The sequence below is a fragment of the Pedobacter sp. AC163 genome, from assembly GCF_979258665.1.
Genome location: NZ_OZ409872.1, coordinates 564,287 through 585,443, shown reverse-complemented (window position 1 = coordinate 585,443; position 21,157 = coordinate 564,287). Strand labels below are relative to the sequence as shown.

The window sequence follows — 21,157 nt, the reverse complement described above, 5'->3', positions numbered from 1 at the left end:
GATTTAGATCAATAATTCTTAAAAGTTGGTGTTTCAAAAACACCGTCTGAATCGGTCTAATCGAATAAGTTTAATGACATAGATCAAACATTCCAACTTATGTATTATTAATACTACAAAATAAATACATGTTACATTATTTTGACAAAGGAATGTAATATCTTCGCGGCCTAATGCCCAAACTGTAAGCTAAGGAAATAAAAGTTTGTCTTTTAAAACCATAGTGTTTAGACCTACGTATGTACGTTTAACCAACAGACAAGCTTAAAAAATACTACATCACCCCAATTGTTGTAGACTTTATCGTCCCCCGTATGAATAAAAATTTACCCTCTTTGTGTGGCTTCACACAAAACTCTTCTCGTATTAACAATTATTTAACGAAGAAGTTTGTAAAATGTTTTAGTTGTTTGCTCATCTTTCTAGTTTTTTCGCTATTGTTATTTTTGGGTACAGCTTCCGCTCAAACTTACAAAACACATTACATTGCACCAGCGCCTTGGCAATACTGGACAAGAGCGAATGAGCTTATTGTTACAACAAATGTTGCGAATACGACTGTTACAGTTAAAAAGAGTGATGGTACAGTTGTAACCACGCTGACACCAACACCAACCTCCCCAGCGGTTTACAGGTTTGTTGGTGATCCAAACACCTTGGTACTGAATAGTTTGAACACTGTTCTTTCTGACCGCGGTATGATTGTAGAAGGGACAAATCCTATTTCTGTGAATGTTAGAAATGTGGCGTCAGATCAGTTTAATGATGCAAATGGTAAGGGAAATGCAGCATTATTTAGTTTCGGAGATGCAGCTGTTGGTACGGCTTTTAGGGTAGGGTATTACCGAGACGGAAACTTAAATGGTTCAACTCAAAAGCCTATTTACAGTATCATGGCTCTTGAAAATAATACTACCGTTAGGTTAAATGGTACCGCATTAGTAACCTTAAATGCAGGTCAGAGTTATTTGTTTCAAGGTGCGATTGGCTCTTTGGTAGAAAGTTCGGCAGCAGCTGTAATGAATTCTGGAGCACATATTGATACCCCACTGGGTTGTGGCGATGGAGTTTATAACCCTGTTCCGCCAGTTAACTCCTTGGGTAACGAATACCTGGTTATTAGAAGTGCGGGTAACAACGTAGCAGAACAAACTACTGTGGTTGCCACATTGCCAAATACAACAGTTACCGTTACCAATTATAATCTAAACGGAACTTTAGCCTCAACAAATAGTTATACACTAGTTGCCGCAGGTAGTTTTGTCACTTTTGCCAATGGTATTCCTGGAGCTACTGCTAATGGCTCTAACCAGGTTGGAGTACAGTATTCTGCCTCAAAAATTTCTGCTACAAAAAATGTAGTTGCTTATTCTGGTACGGCAAATAACTGCGAGGTTGATATGTTAACCTTGGCCCCAATTGCCAGTTGCGGAGGAAGTTTGATAGCTAAAACATATAAATTTCGACATAATGATGGATCAGATCTGCCATATTTTGGCTACATCACCACCAAAAGTGCGACAGACAAAATATTATTAACTACTACAGGAAGTGCGACTACAAATTATACCAATGTAGATCTAGAATCAGTTGCGGGAGTAGGAGTTAGGAGACAATTAGGTAGTACGGGTATTTACTTAATCGACTTTACCAATACAAATCTAGGTTCACCTGCGTCTCTAACTTTTACAAGTGGTTCGAGGGTAAATGCCGTATTGGTTCAAAGTGGATCAGGTTACTCGATGTCGAGTTTTATCACACCATTACCAGAACAATCAATTAAACCAATTTTAACACAAGGTAGCTGCGCTAGTGCAACACTTTCTGCTGATCCTACAGCTGTTGGGCCTTATCAATGGTTCTTAAATGGTCTTCCTATAGCAGGTGCAACTAACCGTACATTTTCGCCTACAGAATCTGGTTCTTATTCATTAACAACAAATTTAGGTTGTGGAATATCTGCACAATCTGTGCCTATTACAATTGCGCTTTGTAACGTAGATAGAAGTATTACCAAAACAGTTGATGATCCAAATCCGCCAATAAATGGTACCGTTCGTTTTACTTTAACAGCCTCAAATACTGGTGTAGGTACTGCGTTAGGTGTTTCGGCTACCGATTTATTGCCGTCAGGTTATACTTTTATTAGCAGTGTTGCCTCAACAGGTACTTCATATAGTGGCACAAATGGGATATGGAATATCGGGTCTTTGGGGCCAAATGGATCAGCTACCTTAGTAATTACTGCAAAAGTAAATTCATCAGGTAATTACACAAATACTGCTACAATCACGGGTTCTCAATCAGATCCAAATACTGCCAATGATGTAAGCACTGTAACCGTAGTTCCTATTACTTCAATTTCACTAACCTCATCTACCACACCACCTAGTGATGCGCAAACAGTTTGTATTAATACTGCCATAACCAATATTACTTATGCAATTGGAGGTACAGCAACTGGAGCGAATGTAACGGGTTTACCTGCTGGAGTTACTGCAAGTTATAACGGTACAACCAAGGTGCTAACCATTTCTGGTACACCAACTGCTACTACAACCGGTCCAAAAGGTTATGTTGTTACTTCAACAGGTGGAAGTCCTAACGTATCCGCTTCTGGAACAATTCAAGTAAATGGGATAGTGGCAACGCCGGTATTTGCAGCAGGATTGGCTTCTAACAGATGCCAAGGCGCAGGAACTCAAACTTACTCGGCCACTGCGACTAACTCAACGGGGATAACTTATAGTATTAACACTACAAGTCAGCAAGCTGTAATTGATGCCACAACTGGAGAAGTAACGTTTTCTTCATTGTTCTCAGGAACTGCAATCGTAACCGCTTCTGCTGCTGGATGTTCGCCTAAAACTGCTACACATACTATTGTTGTCACCTCAACTGGTACAATCACTGGTACGGCAAGTGTTTGTAGTGGAAGTAATGGTACTTTACTTTTGAGTGGAACAACCGCATCGGTAGTGAGATGGGAATATTCTACAGATGGAGGTACAACTTGGATTACTTATACCCCTGCAAATACAACAGCAACTTTAAATTATACCAATCTAAATGTAACTACAACCTACAGGGCAATTGTCACAGGTGGCGGTTGTGTTGAAGCTGCATCTTCACCATTTACGGTTAGTGTTACACAAAGACCAGCTATCTCTAATCAAACTTATAATTTGTGTGTGAGTGGCACTTTCAATTTTCAACCAGTTGAGGCACCTGCAGGAACAACTTATACTTGGTCGGGACCTTCAATTTCTGGCGGAACCGTTACTGGCGCAACCAGTGGAACGGCAGCAACATCGGTTAGTCAGACGTTAACAAATACAGGAACTACCACTGCAACTTTAATTTATACGGTAACGCCAACAAATGGACTTTGTGCTGGAAATGCGTTTACAATTACTGTTACCGTTGGACCAACAATTATAGCGTCTGCGGTTAATCCAGCTGCTATCTGTAGTAGCAGTTCGTTCTCGGTTACACCAACAACATCAAATGCCAATCTTAAATATACTTGGACAGCTAGTATATTAAGTGGAACAGGGGTTACAGGTTTTAGTAATCAAACCACTTCGGTTTCTGCACCAATCAGTCAAACATTAACTAACTCTTCATCAGCCAATGCTGTGGTAAGATATGTGGTAACGCCAGTTTTAGATAACTGTTCTGGTACTGCTTTCAACATTGATGTTACTGTACAAAGCGTAGTAACTGCAGGAACAATTGCCGCTAATCAAACTATTTGTGCTAATACTACTGCCGCTCCAATTACTTCTACAGCTAACGGAACTGGTGGCGGAACAATAGCTTATATCTGGGAAAGTTCTTTGAACGGAACAAGTTGGACAGTTATTTCTGGGGCAAACTTAGCAACCTATTCACCAGGTGTTTTAACTCAAACCACCCAATACCGCAGAACTACAGTTTCTACGGTAGGGGCAGTAACTTGCCAATCTCCAACTACAACTCCTGTTGTAATTACAGTGGGTACGGCAAGTACAATTACTACGCAACCGGTTAACCAGAATGTAAGGGCTTTAAGCAATCTTACCATTACGGTAGCAGCAACTGGTGGTTCTGGTACACGCCAAATTCAATGGCAAGTAAGTACAGATAATGGCGCAAACTTTACTAATATCGCAAATAATGCAATTTATAGTGGCGCTACAACTACCTCGCTAACCATCACCAAAGTTGATCAAACGATGGAAGGTTACAAGTACAGGGCGGCTATCACACAATCTGATAATGCTTGTGCAGCAGTTAATTCCACCGCTATTAATTTGACCATAGATTCAGACCGAGATGGTGTGCCGGATACAATTGACTTGGACGATGATAACGATGGTATAACAGATATCGTTGAAGGTAATATTGACAAAGATGGTGATGGCATTCCAAATTATTTAGATGTTGATTCTGATAATGACGGCATTGTTGATGCGATTGAATCTAACGGAAATCCTGCAAATGACCCTAATAAAGATGGTAGGTTTGGAATCGGAACCTTTGTAGATGTGAATGGCAATGGCTTGCTGGATTCATTAGATCCGGCAGCAGGCGGAACGGCATTAGTAATTCAGGATAAAGATAAAGATGGAAAACCTAATTATTTAGATCTTGATTCCGACGCAGATGGTATTCCTGATAATTACGAAGCCGCTTTCTACATTGTAGACGGTGATAACGATGGTATCATTGGAACTGGACCGATAGTAGATGCTGATGGAGATGGTTTATCAGATTTAAACGATCCAGATTTTGTTGCAATTAGCAGTTTGTTTAATCAGGATCGCGATTTTGATGGCTTTTCTAACTATTTGGATATCGATGCGGATAATGATGGTATCATTGATAATATTGAAGGTTTACCTACTACGGTGTATGTTGCACCAACAGGTATCGATACAGATGGTGATGGGATAGATAATGCGTACGACATCAACAATGGAGGTGTTGCTTCCGGTTATTCAAATATTGATGGAGGTAGTGCGCCGGATTATGTAGATACTGATGCGGAGAATGATGGGTTTAGAGATTGGTTGGAAAATGCAGTAGTGAGTCCGCTAGAAGTTGACGTAAAAAACAACCAAACCGGTGCAAATGGCTCAGATGGGATAATGGATGTTTTGCCAGATGCAGATAATGATGGTTTGGCAGATATTTATGATAATGATAACGGGAATTCGAATGTAACCAGGTATGCTACAAATGGCGGTCAAACACCTGCCAGTATGCCAAATACGCAAGTTCCAGGCGGTGAAAAAGATTGGAGGGCATCAACAGATTATGATAAAGATGGCGTGCCTGATGGAGTAGATTTAGATGATGATAATGACGGGATTTTAGATACAGTAGACGGTATATTGGATACAGGCGGTAGAGATGGTTTGCCAAATTATCATGATCTTGATTCTGATGGTGATGGTATTCCGGATGTACTTGAAGCTGGCGGTTCTGACCCAGATAATAATGGTTTGCCAGGTATTGGCTTAGTTGGGAACAAGGTTGATGCAAACGGAATTCCTTTAGCTGCAAATGGCGGTTATACACCGAGAGATAAAGATGGTGATGGAACTCCAGATTTCTTAGACCTGGATTCTGACAATGATGGTATTACTGATGTAATAGAAAATGGCGGACCAGATCCAGATGGTGATGGAAAAGCTGGAATCGGTTTTACCAATGATTTTGATAGCGATGGAATCAACGATCTGGTTGATGATTATAATAACAATACGGGTAGCTTAACAGGTGATCCATCGGGAACACCAATGACGGTGAAAGATGCCGATGGTGATGGTATTCCAAATTATTTAGATATTGATTCTGATAATGATGGAATTTTGGATGCTGTTGAAGGTGCTGGTGACCTGGATGGAGATGGAATCCCTAACTTCCTGGATCTGGATTCTGATGGAGATGGTATTCCTGACAACATTGAAGCGCAATCTACTGCAAACTATATCGCCCCAACCGGGATTGATTCAGATGGCGATGGGTTGGACAATGCTTATGAAGCTACAAGTGGCTTAACTCCGGTAAATACGGACGGTGCAGATCAACCCGACTATTTAGATCTAGATGCTGATAATGACGGAGATAGCGACACGATAGAAGCATACGATACAGACAATGATGGTGTAGCAAATGTTATTGCAGCAGGTGCTGATGCAGATAAAGATGGCCTAGACAATAACTTTGATAACAACGATGCTGCTTTTAATCCAACTAATGGACAAACGCCATCTTCATTTCCTAATTTAGATACACCTGCTACAGCAGAAAGAGATTGGAGAGAGGACTATAACATCCCTCCGGTAGCAACTGTGCCAGCCAATACTGTGTTAACAGAAGATACGCCGAAAACAATTACAGGTATTAGTTTTATAGATCGTGATGCTGGTAATAATTCAGTAACGGCTACACTAAGCGTTCCTGCAAATCAGGGTATTTTTGCAGCAACTAGTGAAAGTGGTATTACAATTGGAGGTTCAGGGACAAGGTTGGTTACCATTACTGGGTCCATTGCAAATATTAATGCCTTTGTTGCTGCCAATAAAGTAACATTTACCCCGTTTGCCAACCTAAACGGAAACGTTACTTTAACTACGTTGATAAATGATTTGGGCAATACAGGTGGTGCACCTTTAACAGATACCAAAACAACAATATTAAATATTCAGGCAGTTAACGATATTCCAGTAGTTGCAGATATAAATAAAACAGGAACAGAAGATACGACGGTTCCATTTGCAGCTGCAGATTTTACCAATCAATTCACAGATGTAGATGGTACTTTGGCTAAAGTTAGAATCATCACTTTACCAACTCCAGCTCAAGGTTTATTAAAATTAAATGGTGTAGATGTTACCGCTAATCAGGAAATATCAGTTGCCGATTTAGCGCTAATCACCTTTGTGCCAACAGCTAATTTCAATAGCAATTTATCATTTAGTTATAACGGAAGTGATGGGGTAGATTATGCTGCCTCACCAGCAAATATCACCATCGCGATAGCTGCAGTAAATGACAAACCAGTTATTGGTGTGGTAGGAAAAACAGGAGCGGAGGATGTGATTTTAACCTTCTCAGCTGCGGATTTCACTAGTCAATTTACCGATGCAGATGGGGATGCTTTAACAAAAATTAGAGTTGAAACATTGCCTCCAAATACTCAGGGTATCTTAAAACTGAATGGTGTTGCGGTAACGGTAAATCAAGAAATCCCAATAGCAAATTTAGCTCAGCTTACGTTTGAGCCTTTTGCTAATTACAATGGTCCGGTTACCTTTAAATGGAACGGAAATGACGGAACTGACTATGCAGCAACCAATAACAATGTAAACATCGTTTTAACATCTGTTAACGATTTGCCTACAATTTCTCCAATTAGTAAAACTACTGCAGAAGATGTTCAAATTGCCTTCACCTTAAACGATTTTACTAATAATTATTCAGATCCAGAGGGGGATGCTTTAAGTAAAATACAGATTAGCAATTTGCCGTCAACCACTCAAGGGGTTTTGCTATCAAACGGAGCTTTGGTTACTGCCGGACAAGAGATACAAGCTGCTGATATTCCGAATTTGGTATTTGTACCAGGTAGCAACTTTAATGGTAGCACTTCTTTTAGGTGGAATGCAAATGATGGAACCGGTTATGCTACCCCTGTAAACGTAAACATTACGGTTACACCTGTAAATGATCCGCCAATAGTAACAAGTATAGCAAAATCTGGAGATGAAGATACGACCATTGGTTTTACAGCTACAGATTTTACCAACAGTTTTACAGATGTTGATGGAAATACCTTAACTAAAATTCAGGTGGTAATCTTGCCAGCGAATGGCTTGCTAAAATTGAGTGGGGTTAACATTACTGCTGGTCAAGAGATAGATTTGGCTGCTTTAGCTAACATCACTTTTGTGCCAGACCCTAACTATAATGGTACAGCAACATTTAGATGGAATGGCTTTGATGGAACAACTTATGCCCTTGCAACAGATAATGTAAGCATAACCATCAACCCGGTGAATGATTTACCAGTTGCAGCAAATGATGTTGCCACAGTTGTGGAAGATAACGTGTTAAATGCCGCATCTGGTGCAGGTTTGCTATCAAACGATAGTGATGTTGATGCAGGAACAACTTTAACCGTTACTGGATTTACTTATTCTGGAATAGTGGGTACGCCAGCAATTGGTTCACTTTTCTCTATTTCAAGTGTTGGCTCGATAACCATTAATGCAAATGGAAGTTATGTATTTACACCGTTAGCGAATTATAGTGGTGCAGTACCTGTGATAACTTACACGATAAGTGACGGGAATGGAGGTACAGCAACAGCAACATTAACAATTACCATAATTCCAGTAAATGACGCTCCGGTTGCGCTTAATGATACAAATTCTATTGCTGAAGATGCAACCTTAACTGTTACGGCATCGCCAACTACAGGCTTATTATCAAATGATACAGATCCTGATGGAAATGCATTAACTATAACGGGCTATACAATTGCAGGGATCTCCGGAACTCAAAACATTGCTGCCCCTGTAAATATTCCAGGGGTAGGTATAATTAATATTTCGGCTGATGGAGGTTACACTTTCACTCCATTGTTAAATTATAACGGGCCAGTACCAATCATAAATTATACTGTAAGTGACGGTACAATATCAACTACCGCTACACTTACCTTATCTATTACACCAGTTAATGATAATCCAATTGGAGTTAATGATGCAGCCACTATTTTAGAAGATGCAACCTTAATCAGAGCAGCAGCTAATGGTTTATTAGCAAACGATAGTGATGTAGATGCAGGAACAACCTTAACTGTTACTGGTTTTACCTATTCGGGTATTACGGGTACGCCAACTATTGGTTCTGCATTTACCATTCCGAGTGTTGGAAATATTACTATCAATGCAGATGGCAGTTACACTTTTGCACCGGTTGCTAACTTTAATGGTGCAATACCTGTAATTACCTATACTGTAAGTGATGATAGTGGCGGAACAGCAATAGCAACCTTGACAATTACAGTTACTCCTGTTAATGACCCACCACTTGTTTCTGATGTACCTAAAACAGGAGCAGAAGATGCAACCATCAGCTTTGCTGCAACAGATTTTACAAGTAAATATTCAGATGCTGAAGGTAATGCAATTACAAAAATTAAGATTGTTAGTTTACCAGCCAATGGCGAATTAAAATTATCGGGTGTTAACATTACGGTAAACCAAGAAATAACACTTGCCGATTTAGCAAATATCACCTTTGTGCCAGCTGCCAACTTTAATGGAAGCACCACGTTTAAATGGAATGGATTTGATGGGACAACTTATGCAGATATAGATGCGAACGTAAACATTACCATCACACCGGTAAATGATGCACCAATTGCAGGTAATGATGTGGCCAGTATTAAGCAAGGTGAACAATTAACTATTGCAACACCAGGTTTGTTATCAAATGATATTGATGTAGACGGACAAGCATTGACCATTAGCGGTTATACTATTGCAGGTATTGCAGGTACTCAAATTCCAGGAAACGCGGTTGTGATTCCGGGTGTAGGAACCATTACCATCAATGTAAACGGTAGCTTGATGTTTATGGCTTTGCCAGGTTACAGCGGTGCCGTTCCATTAATTACCTACACAGTAACCGATGGTTCATTATCAGCTACAGCAACCTTATCTATTTCTGTTTCAATAGATAATCGGGCGCCAATTGCGACAAACGATACAAAATCTACAAATGAAGATGTAGTTGCAACTGGAAATGTAAGAACGGATGGTACGCCAGATACTGACCCAGACGGTGACCCAATTTCAGTTGAAAACTTTAGTATTGATGGTAGTCCGACAGTTTATTTGCCAGGTAACACCGCAACCATTCCAAATGTTGGTCAAATTGTAATAAATGCTGATGGAAGTTATACTTTCACACCAGTACTTAACTTTAATGGAATTGTACCTACCATCACTTATACTATGGTAGATAATCCATTGCTAAGAAACGCTTCGGCAACTGCAGCAGAAACAGCTGCAACTTTAAAAATTACAGTTACCCCTATAAACGATACGCCAATTGTTGTTAACGAAACAGAAACAATAGATGAAGATGCTCAAGGCATTTCTAAAAACTTATTAGCTAACGATAGTGATGTTGATGCTGGAACGACTTTGATTATTACCAGTTTCGTAGTAAATGGAAATACAATTCCAGTAACAGGAACACCTGGAACCTTTGCCATTCCTAATTTTGGAGTAATTACCATCAACCAAAATGGCAATTATACCTTCGTGCCAGATGCCAACAAAAATGGAACTGTACCAACAATAACATACACAGTAAGTGATCAAAGCGGAGCTGGAAATGCGACAGCAACCGGAACTTTAAATATTACAATTAACGCAGTTAATGATGCTCCGATAGTAACTGATTTAGCTAAATCTGGTTTAGAGGATGTAGTGATCACTTTTGCAGCGGCAGATTTTACTGCTCAATTTAGTGATGTAGATCCTAATCCATTAGCTGAAATTAAAGTAATTACTTTACCAGCAAACGGAACATTGAAGTTGAGTGGAGTACTCATTACTTCAAATCAAATCATTAGTGCTGCAAATTTAGCTAACATTACATTTGAACCTAATGCTAATTTCAATGGTTCTACAAGCTTTAAATGGAACGGCTCTGACGGTTCATTATATGCTGTGGTTGACGCAAATGTAAACATCAGCATCACTCCAGTTAACGATCAACCTTTAGTTAATAACGAGATTGAGAATATTTCCGAAGATGCAACGGGTATTGTTAAAACTGCTGCAAACGGACTTTTAGCTAACGATAGCGATGTTGATGGTAATTCACTTGCTATAACAGGCTATACCATTGCCGGTAATCCAGGAACTGGAACACCAACTTTAGCAACACCATTTAATATTCCAGACATAGGTACAATTAATATTAGTGGCGATGGAAGTTATTCATTTACGCCTGTTGCGAACTATAATGGTTCAGTTCCGGTAATTACTTATACGGTTAGTGATGGTCAAGCACAACCAAACTCAACTAACCTGGGTACTTTAACCATCAACGTAACTGCTGTAAATGATGCGCCAGTTGCTACTAACGATAGCGGTAATGTGGATGAGGATGCTACGTTAACGGTAGATGAAGTAAACGGATTGGTTGCAAATGATTCAGACATAGATGGACCAACAAAAACCATTACAGCATATTCAGTTTCTGGTATAGCAGGTACACCTACTATTGGCACGCCATTTTTAATTCCGAATGTGGGTAACATCACGATCAATGCAAACGGAAGTTATGTTTTTGCACCATTAGCAAATTACAGTGGTACCGTTCCGGTTATTGTTTACACGCTAAGCGATGGAACATTAACAGCTACAGCAACACTTACTTTAACTATAAATGCAATTAATGATGCGCCAGTTGCCGCAAATGATACAGCGACATTGTTGGAAGATGGTAGTGTTACAAAAACTGCAAATAATGGGTTGTTAGCCAATGATACAGATGTAGAAGGACAAACTTTAACAATTACCGGTTTTACTGTAGCTGGTATTGCCGGAACACAGCCTGTAGATGCACCATTTGAAATTCCGAATGTAGGTTTCGTTAATATTAGTGCAGATGGTAGTTATAACTTTACTCCTGCTCAAAACTACAACGGAACTACACCAACAATTACCTACAATATTAGCGATGGTAATGGTGGAACGGCGTCGGCTACTTTAATATTTACCGTAACTCCCGTAAATGATGCCCCTACAGCAACCAATGATGCAGTTAACATTAACGAAGATGAGACTGTAACCAGAAATTCTGCCAATGGATTATTGGCAAATGATTTCGATATTGATGGAGATGCATTTAACGTAACTGGCTTTACCATTGCTGGTATGGCTGGTGTACAAGCCGTAGGCTCCAATCCAATTACCATTACTGGTCAGGGCGGCGTAGCTGTCGGAACAATTAGCATTTTAGCAGATGGTAGTTTCACCTTTATACCTGCCGCCAATTACTTTGGTGCGGTTCCGATTATTTCTTATACCGTAAGCGATACAAATGGAGCTACGGCGACGGCTTCGTTATCTATAAACATTGCTTCGGTAAACGATGCACCAACGGCTTCTGCGATACCAATCTCTATCACCACATTAGAAGATACCCCACAAAATGGATTAATTAATGCTGCTGATGCAGATGGCGACCCATTAGCATTCAGTTTAACAACACCTCCAACTAACGGAACTATTTTATTAAATCAGAATGGAAATTATACTTATACACCGAATGCAAATTACAATGGTCCAGATAGCTTTACAGTAACTGTTAGTGATGGTAAAGGTGGGGCAATTGTAATTACTGTTACTATCACCGTAACACCTGTTAATGATCCGCCTGTTGCTAGTTCACCTTCAATTTCAACTGCAGAAGATACCCCTAAAAATGGTGTGGTTACAGCAAGTGATGTGGAAGGAAATCTGCTTACTTATACTTTAACCACAGTACCAACAAATGGTACCGTTGTGGTAAACACAGATGGAACTTATAGCTACACACCAAATACAAATTACAATGGTTCTGATAGTTTCACCATCACTGTAAATGATGGTAATGGGGGTACTGCAACTGTAAATATTCCAGTTACCGTAACACCAGTAAACGATGTTCCTATAGCCACATCGCCAGCAATTAATACTGCAGAGGATACTGCTAAAACTGGATTAATTACTGTCTCAGATGCTGATGGAGATGCATTAACGATTACAATTACCACACCACCAACAAATGGTATTGTAGTTGCTAATCAGGATGGTACCTATACTTATACACCAAATGCAAATTATAATGGCAGTGATAGTTTCACTGCAACGGTTTCTGATGGCAAAGGAGGAACAACAACCGTAACTATCCCAATTACAATAACTTCTGTTAACGATGTTCCTGTTGTTAATTCTCCTGCCGTATCAACGCTTGAAGACATGCCAAAAAATGGAACAATTACCGCTACAGATGCTGATGGCGACCCGTTAACATTTACGGTTACTACATTACCAACAAAGGGAACTGTAGTGCTTAATGCAAATGGTACTTATGTTTATACACCAAATGCTAATTACAACGGCACGGATAGTTTTGTAACCAGAGTTAGCGATGGCAACGGTGGAACTGTAAATGTAACTACTTTAATTACGGTAACACCTGTAAATGATGCTCCTGTAGCAAGTTCACCTTCAATTATTGTGAGTGAAGACACCCCTAAAACCGGCGTAATTACTTCAACTGATGTTGATGGAGATACACCACTTTATACGGTAACTACGGCTCCATTACACGGAACGGTAATTGTAAATGCAAACGGAACATATACTTACACGCCGGCTGCTAATTATAATGGTCTGGATAGTTTCACAGTTACGGTAAGTGATGGTAACGGTGGTATTACAACAGTTACTATCCCGGTAAATGTAACCCCGGTTAATGATGCGCCGGTGGCCACAGCTCCGGCAATCACCACAGCTGAAGATGTTCCGGTGAACGGAACGATCACGGCAAGCGATGTGGATGGAGATGCTTTAACTTTCACCATCACTACACCTCCAACAAACGGAACGGTAGTGGTCAATACAGACGGAACCTACACCTATACGCCAAACGCCAACTTTAACGGAACGGATAGTTTTGTTGTAACGGTGAGCGATGGCAAAGGAGGAACAACAACGGTAACCATCAGTATAACGGTAACTCCGGTCAATGATGCGCCAACAGCTACGTCGCCAGCGGTAACTACAGCTGAAGATGTTCCGGTGAACGGAACGATAACGGCAAGCGATGTGGATAGTGATGCCTTGACGTTTACTACGACCACACCTCCAACAAACGGAACGGTAGTGTTGAGACCAGACGGAACATACACCTATACGCCAAATGCGAACTTCAACGGAACCGACAGTTTTGTTGTAACAGTAAGCGATGACAAAGGTGGATCAACCACGGTGACCATCAACGTAACGGTAAACCCTGTGAACGATGCGCCGGTGGCCACTGCTCCGGCAATCAATACAGCTGAAGATGTACCTGTGAACGGAACGATCACTGCAAGCGATGTGGATGGCGATCCATTAACGTTTACTACGACCACAGCTCCAACAAACGGAACGGTAGTTTTGAGACCAGACGGAACATACACCTATACACCAAACGCGAACTTTAACGGAACCGACAGTTTCGTGGTAACAATAAGCGATGGCAAGGGCGGAACAACAACGGTAACCATCAACGTAACGGTAACTCCGGTCAATGATGCGCCAACAGCCACTGCTCCGGCAATCACCACAGCAGAAGATGTTCCGGTTAACGGAACGATCACTGCAAGCGATGTGGATGGCGATGCATTGACGTTTACTACGACTACACCTCCAGCCAACGGAACGGTCTTAGTCAATACAGATGGAACCTACACCTATACACCAAACGCGAACTTCAACGGAACAGACAGTTTTGTGGTAACAGTAATTGATGGCAAAGGAGGAACAACAACGGTAACCATCAATGTAACAATAACTCCGGTCAATGATGCGCCAACAGCCACTGCTCCGGCAATCACAACAGCAGAAGATACTCCGGTGAACGGAACGATCACGGCAAGCGATGCCGATGGCGATGCTTTAACTTTCACTACCACTACAGCTCCAACAAATGGAACGGTAGTGTTGAGACCTGATGGAACCTACACTTACACGCCAAACGCGAACTTCAACGGAAGCGATAGCTTTGTGGTAACAGTAAGCGATGGTAAAGGCGGAACTGCAACGGTAACCATCAATGTAACAATAACTTCGGTGAACGATGCGCCGTTAGCAACTGCTCCGGCAATCACCACAGCTGAAGATGTTCCGGTGAACGGAACGATCACGGCAAGCGATGCGGACGGTGATGCATTGACCTTCACCACGACTACACCTCCAACAAACGGAACGGTAGTGGTAAGACCAGATGGAACCTACACCTATACGCCAAACGCAAACTTCAACGGAACGGACAGTTTTGTGGTAACAGTAAGCGATGGCAAAGGTGGAACAACAACGGTAACCATCAATGTAACAATAACTCCGGTGAACGATGCGCCGTTAGCAACTGCTCCGGCAATCACCACAGCTGAAGATGTTCCGGTTAACGTAACGATCACGGCAAGCGATGCGGATGGCGATCCGTTAACGTTCACCACAACTACGCCTCCAACAAACGGAACGGTAGTTTTGAGACCAGATGGAACCTACACCTATACACCAAACGCAAACTACAACGGAACGGACAGTTTTGTTGTGACAGTGAGTGATGGTAAAGGTGGAACAACCACGGTAACCATCAACGTAACGGTAACTCCTGTGAACGATGCGCCGGTGGCCACTGCTCCAGCAATCACCACAGCTGAAGATGTTGCGGTTAACGGAACAATCACTGCAGGCGATGTAGATGGCGATCCATTGACGTTTACTACGACTACACCTCCAATAAACGGAACGGTAGTGGTCAATACAGACGGAACCTACACCTATACACCAAACGCCAACTTCAACGGAACGGACAGTTTTGTGGTAACAGTAAGCGATGGCAAAGGTGGAACAACCACGGTTACCATCAATGTAACGGTAACTCCTGTGAACGATGCACCGGTGGCCACTGCTCCTGCAATCACCACAGCTGAAGATGTTCCGGTTAACGGAACGATCACGGCAAGCGATGCGGATGGCGATCCATTGACTTACACCACAACAACACCTCCGACAAACGGAACAGGTGTGGTAAGACCTGATGGAACTTACACTTACACACCAAATGCAGACTATAACGGAACCGACAGTTTTGTTGTAACTGTTAGCGATGGCAAAGGTGGAACGACCACGGTCACCATCAACGTAACGGTAACAGCTGTCAATGATATTCCGGTTGCAACTTCTCCTGCAGTAACCACGGCAGAAGATATTCCGGTGAACGGAACGATTACAGCCAGTGATGTGGATGGCGATCCATTAACGTTCACCACGACGACACCTCCAACAAACGGAACGGTAGTTTTGAGACCAGACGGAACATACACCTATACACCAAACGCGAACTTTAACGGAACCGACAGTTTCGTGGTAACAATAAGCGATGGCAAGGGCGGAACAACAACGGTAACCATCAACGTAACGGTAACTCCGGTCAATGATGCGCCAACAGCCACTGCTCCGGCAATCACCACAGCAGAAGATGTTCCGGTTAACGGAACGATCACTGCAAGCGATGTGGATGGCGATGCATTGACGTTTACTACGACTACACCTCCAGCCAACGGAACGGTCTTAGTCAATACAGATGGAACCTACACCTATACACCAAACGCGAACTTCAACGGAACAGACAGTTTTGTGGTAACAGTAATTGATGGCAAAGGAGGAACAACAACGGTAACCATCAATGTAACAATAACTCCGGTCAATGATGCGCCAACAGCCACTGCTCCGGCAATCACAACAGCAGAAGATACTCCGGTGAACGGAACGATCACGGCAAGCGATGCCGATGGCGATGCATTGACTTTCACTACCACTACAGCTCCAACAAATGGAACGGTAGTGTTGAGACCTGATGGAACCTACACTTACACGCCAAACGCGAACTTCAACGGAAGCGATAGCTTTGTGGTAACAGTAAGCGATGGTAAAGGCGGAACTGCAACGGTAACCATCAATGTAACAATAACTTCGGTGAACGATGCGCCGTTAGCAACTGCTCCGGCAATCACCACAGCTGAAGATGTTCCGGTGAACGGAACGATCACGGCAAGCGATGCGGACGGTGATGCATTGACCTTCACCACGACTACACCTCCAACAAACGGAACGGTAGTGGTAAGACCAGATGGAACCTACACCTATACGCCAAACGCAAACTTCAACGGAACGGACAGTTTTGTGGTAACAGTAAGCGATGGCAAAGGTGGAACAACAACGGTAACCATCAATGTAACAATAACTCCGGTGAACGATGCGCCGTTAGCAACTGCTCCGGCAATCACCACAGCTGAAGATGTTCCGGTGAACGGAACGATCACGGCAAGCGATGCGGACGGCGATGCATTGACTTTCACCACGACTACACCTCCAACAAACGGAACGGTAGTTTTGAGACCTGATGGAAGCTACACCTATACGCCAAACGCGAACTTCAACGGAACCGACAGTTTCACAGTAACGGTAAGCGATGGTAAAGGCGGAACTATAACGGTAACCATCGTCGTAACGGTAACTCCTGTGAATGATGCTCCGGTAGCGACTGCACCAGCAATCACCACAGCTGAAGATGTTCCGGTGAACGGAGCGATCACGACAAGCGATGTGGATAGCGATGCATTGACCTTCACCACAACAACAGCTCCAACAAATGGAACAGTAACAGTGAACAGTGATGGAACCTACACTTACACGCCAAACGCCAACTTCAACGGAACAGACAGTTTTGTTGTAACAGTGAGCGATGGCAAGGGTGGAACAACAACGGTAACCATCAATGTAACGATAACTCCGGTGAACGATGCGCCAACAGTCACTTCGCCAGCGGTAACCACAGCTGAAGATGTTCCGGTGAACGGAACGGTCACGGCAACTGACATAGACGGTGATCCATTAACGTACACCACAACAACAGCTCCAACAAACGGAACGGTAGTGGTCAATACAGACGGAACCTACACTTACACGCCAAATGCCAACTTCAACGGAAGCGATAGCTTTGTTGTAGCAATAAGCGATGGCAAAGGCGGAACCACAACGGTGACCATCAACGTAACGGTAAATCCGGTGAACGATGCACCAACAGCTACTGCTCCGGCAATCACCACAGCAGAAGATGTTCCTGTGAACGGAACCATCACGGCAAGCGATGCCGATGGCGATCCATTGACGTTTACTACGGCTATACCTCCAACAAACGGAACGGTAGTGTTGAGACCTGATGGAACCTACACCTATACGCCAAACGCAAACTACAACGGAACGGACAGTTTTCTTGTAACAGTGAGCGATGGCAAGGGTGGAACCACAACGGTGACCATCAACGTAACGGTAACCCCTGTGAACGATGCACCAACAGCAACTTCGCCAGCGGTAACCACAGCTGAAGATGTTCCGGTAAACGGAACGATCACGGCAAGCGATGTGGATGGAGATGGCTTAACGTTCACTACGACCACGCCTCCAGTCAACGGAACGGTAGTGGTAAGACCAGATGGAACCTATACCTATACACCAAACCCGAACTTCAACGGAACGGACAGTTTTGTGGTAACAGTAAGCGATGGTAAAGGCGGAACTGCAACGGTAACCATCAATGTAACAATAACTCCGGTGAACGATGCGCCGTTAGCAACTGCTCCGGCAATCACCACAGCTGAAGATGTTCCGGTGAACGGAACGATCACGGCAAGCGATGCGGACGGCGATGCATTGACTTTCACCACGACAACACCTCCAACAAACGGAACGGTTGTGGTTAATACAGACGGCACCTACACTTATACGCCAAACGCCAACTTCAACGGAACGGACAGTTTCACGGTAACAGTAAGCGATGGCAAAGGCGGAACCACGACGGTAACCATCAATGTAACAATCACTCCGGTCAATGATGTTCCGGTAGCGGCTACTCCGGTAACCGTTGGCACCAATAAAAATACGCCGGTAAGCGGTCAGGTTACCGCTACTGATGTTGACGGCGATCCGTTGACCTTCACAGCAGGAACACCTCCGGCAAATGGTACTGTTGTGGTAAATCCTAATGGAACATTTACCTATACACCTAACAACAATTACAGTGGAACGGACAGTTTCACAGTAGTGGTTAGTGATGGCAAAGGCGGAACAGCAACGGTAACGGTCAATGTAAACGTTGCCCAAACCAATGTTGCTCCGGTGGCTACCGCTCCGGCAATCACCACAGCTGAAGATGTTCCGGTTAACGGAAAAATCACGGCAACTGATGCCGATGGCGATGCATTGACGTTCACCACAACAACAGCTCCAACAAACGGAACGGTAGTGTTGAGACCAGACGGCACCTACACTTATACGCCAAACGCCAACTTCAACGGAACGGACAGTTTTGTGGTAACAGTAAGCGATGGCAAAGGTGGAACAACAACGGTAACCATCAGTGTAACGGTAACCCCGGTCAATGATGTTCCGGTAGCCACTTCACCGGCCATTGCTACGCCACAAAATACACCTAAAACCGGTGTTGTTACGGCAAGTGATGTAGATGGCGATACCCTAACATTTACGCTGAGTACTGCGCCAGCAAACGGTACTGTTACCGTTAACGCAGATGGAACGTATATCTACACACCAAAACCTGGTTATGTAGGAAATGATTCCTTCTCCATTACCGTAAGCGATGGCAAGGGCGGTACAGCTGTGGTAACAGTTCCGGTAAACGTAACGCTTGTTGCCGCTCCGTCAATCGGTTTAACAAAACAGGCAACCAATGCGGTAAGCAAAGCCGGTGATGTGATCAACTATAACATCGTGGTAACCAATACGGGCAATGTTAATTTAACCAATATCACTGTTGTAGATGCAGGTGCTGATGTGGGTTCGATAACTCCTGCAGGTATTGCCAACCTGAGTCCGGGCGCCAGTGCAACCGTTACCGCCCGCCATACCGTTACGCTTTCAGATGTTAACAACGGATCGTTTAGCAACCAGGCGAGCGTTACGGCAAATGATCCGAACGGAAATGCCGTAACTAAATCAAAATCTGATAACCCGGCTACACCAGAGGTGGATGATGCAACGGTTACTGTTATCGCTCCGGCATCGACCATTACATTGGTGAAAACAGGTGTGGTGAGTGCAGACGGCAATAGCATCAGCTATAATTTCAGTATCAAAAATACAGGAAACGTAACCTTGCATGTGATCACTTTGGTGGATGCAAAACTTGGGTTGAACAGGACCTTATCGGGCAATCTCGCTCCGGGGGCAACAGCTACCGAAAGCGTTACCTATCAGCTGACACAGGCTGATAAAGATGCCGGAAGCGTAACCAACTCTGCAACCGTAAGCGCCAGAACGCCTGCCAACCTTTCGGTAAGCGATATTTCCGGAACTACAGAAAGCAATGATACGCCTACGGTAACAAGCTTTAGCGTTAATCCATCGATTGCACTGGTCAAAACAGCAGCTTTCAGCGGAAATAAGGTAACCTACACCTTTACCATCAAAAATACCGGTCCGGTTACTTTGAACACGATCACTCTGACTGATGCCAAACTGGGAATCGCAGGTAAAGCAATCACAGTTGCGGGCGGTTTAATTCCGGGGGCAACAGTTTCAGATGTAGCGGTTTACACCTTAACGCAGGCCGATAAAGACCTGGGTACGGTGAGCAATACCGCTACGGTGAACGCAAAATCGCTGAACGGCATAAATGTAAGCGATGTATCGGGAACAGCGGAAACCAATAACACTGCAACAGTCATCAGTTTCCCTAAATCGCCAACAGCGGTTGATGATCTGGGGACTACTAGTGCAAATGCTCCGGTGGTGATCAGTGTACTGGCGAACGATGATCCGGGCAACTCGGCCTTTGATAAATTATCGGTTGAAATTGTAACTCAGCCCAAAAATGGTAAAGTGGTGGTAAACGCCGATGGAACGGTAACCTACACACCAAATGCAGGCTTTACCGGCGAAGATGTGTTCACTTACCGCGTTAAAGATGCCTTCGGCTATTATACCAACGTGGCATCGGTAACACTTACGGCCAATTTCATCGGCATCAAAGTGCCAAACCTGTTTACGCCGAATGGCGATGGCATAAACGATGTGTTCGAGATCAGGGGATTGAACCAATACCAATCCAACGAATTACAGATCGTTAACCGTTGGGGCAATGAAGTTTTCAGGGCCAAAGGCTACCAGAACAACTGGACAGGTGAGGGGCTGAACGAGGGCACCTATTACTATCTGCTCCGTGTTAAAAAAGCAGGAAGCGATGAATTTGAAGTGTTCAAGGGCTACATTACTTTGATCAGGGCATTTAAAAACTAACACAT

At 43.2% G+C, this 21,157-nt stretch carries 1 protein-coding gene; it reads left to right on the top strand.

Features of this window, described 5'->3' with window-relative positions; translation table 11 throughout:
• Positions 1-314 precede the first annotated feature (314 nt).
• Positions 315-21,152, top strand: a complete 20,838-nt coding sequence (locus tag ACZZZK_RS02340; protein ID WP_463482677.1) for a tandem-95 repeat protein — start codon at positions 315-317, stop codon at positions 21,150-21,152.
• Positions 21,153-21,157: the final 5 nt, after the last annotated feature.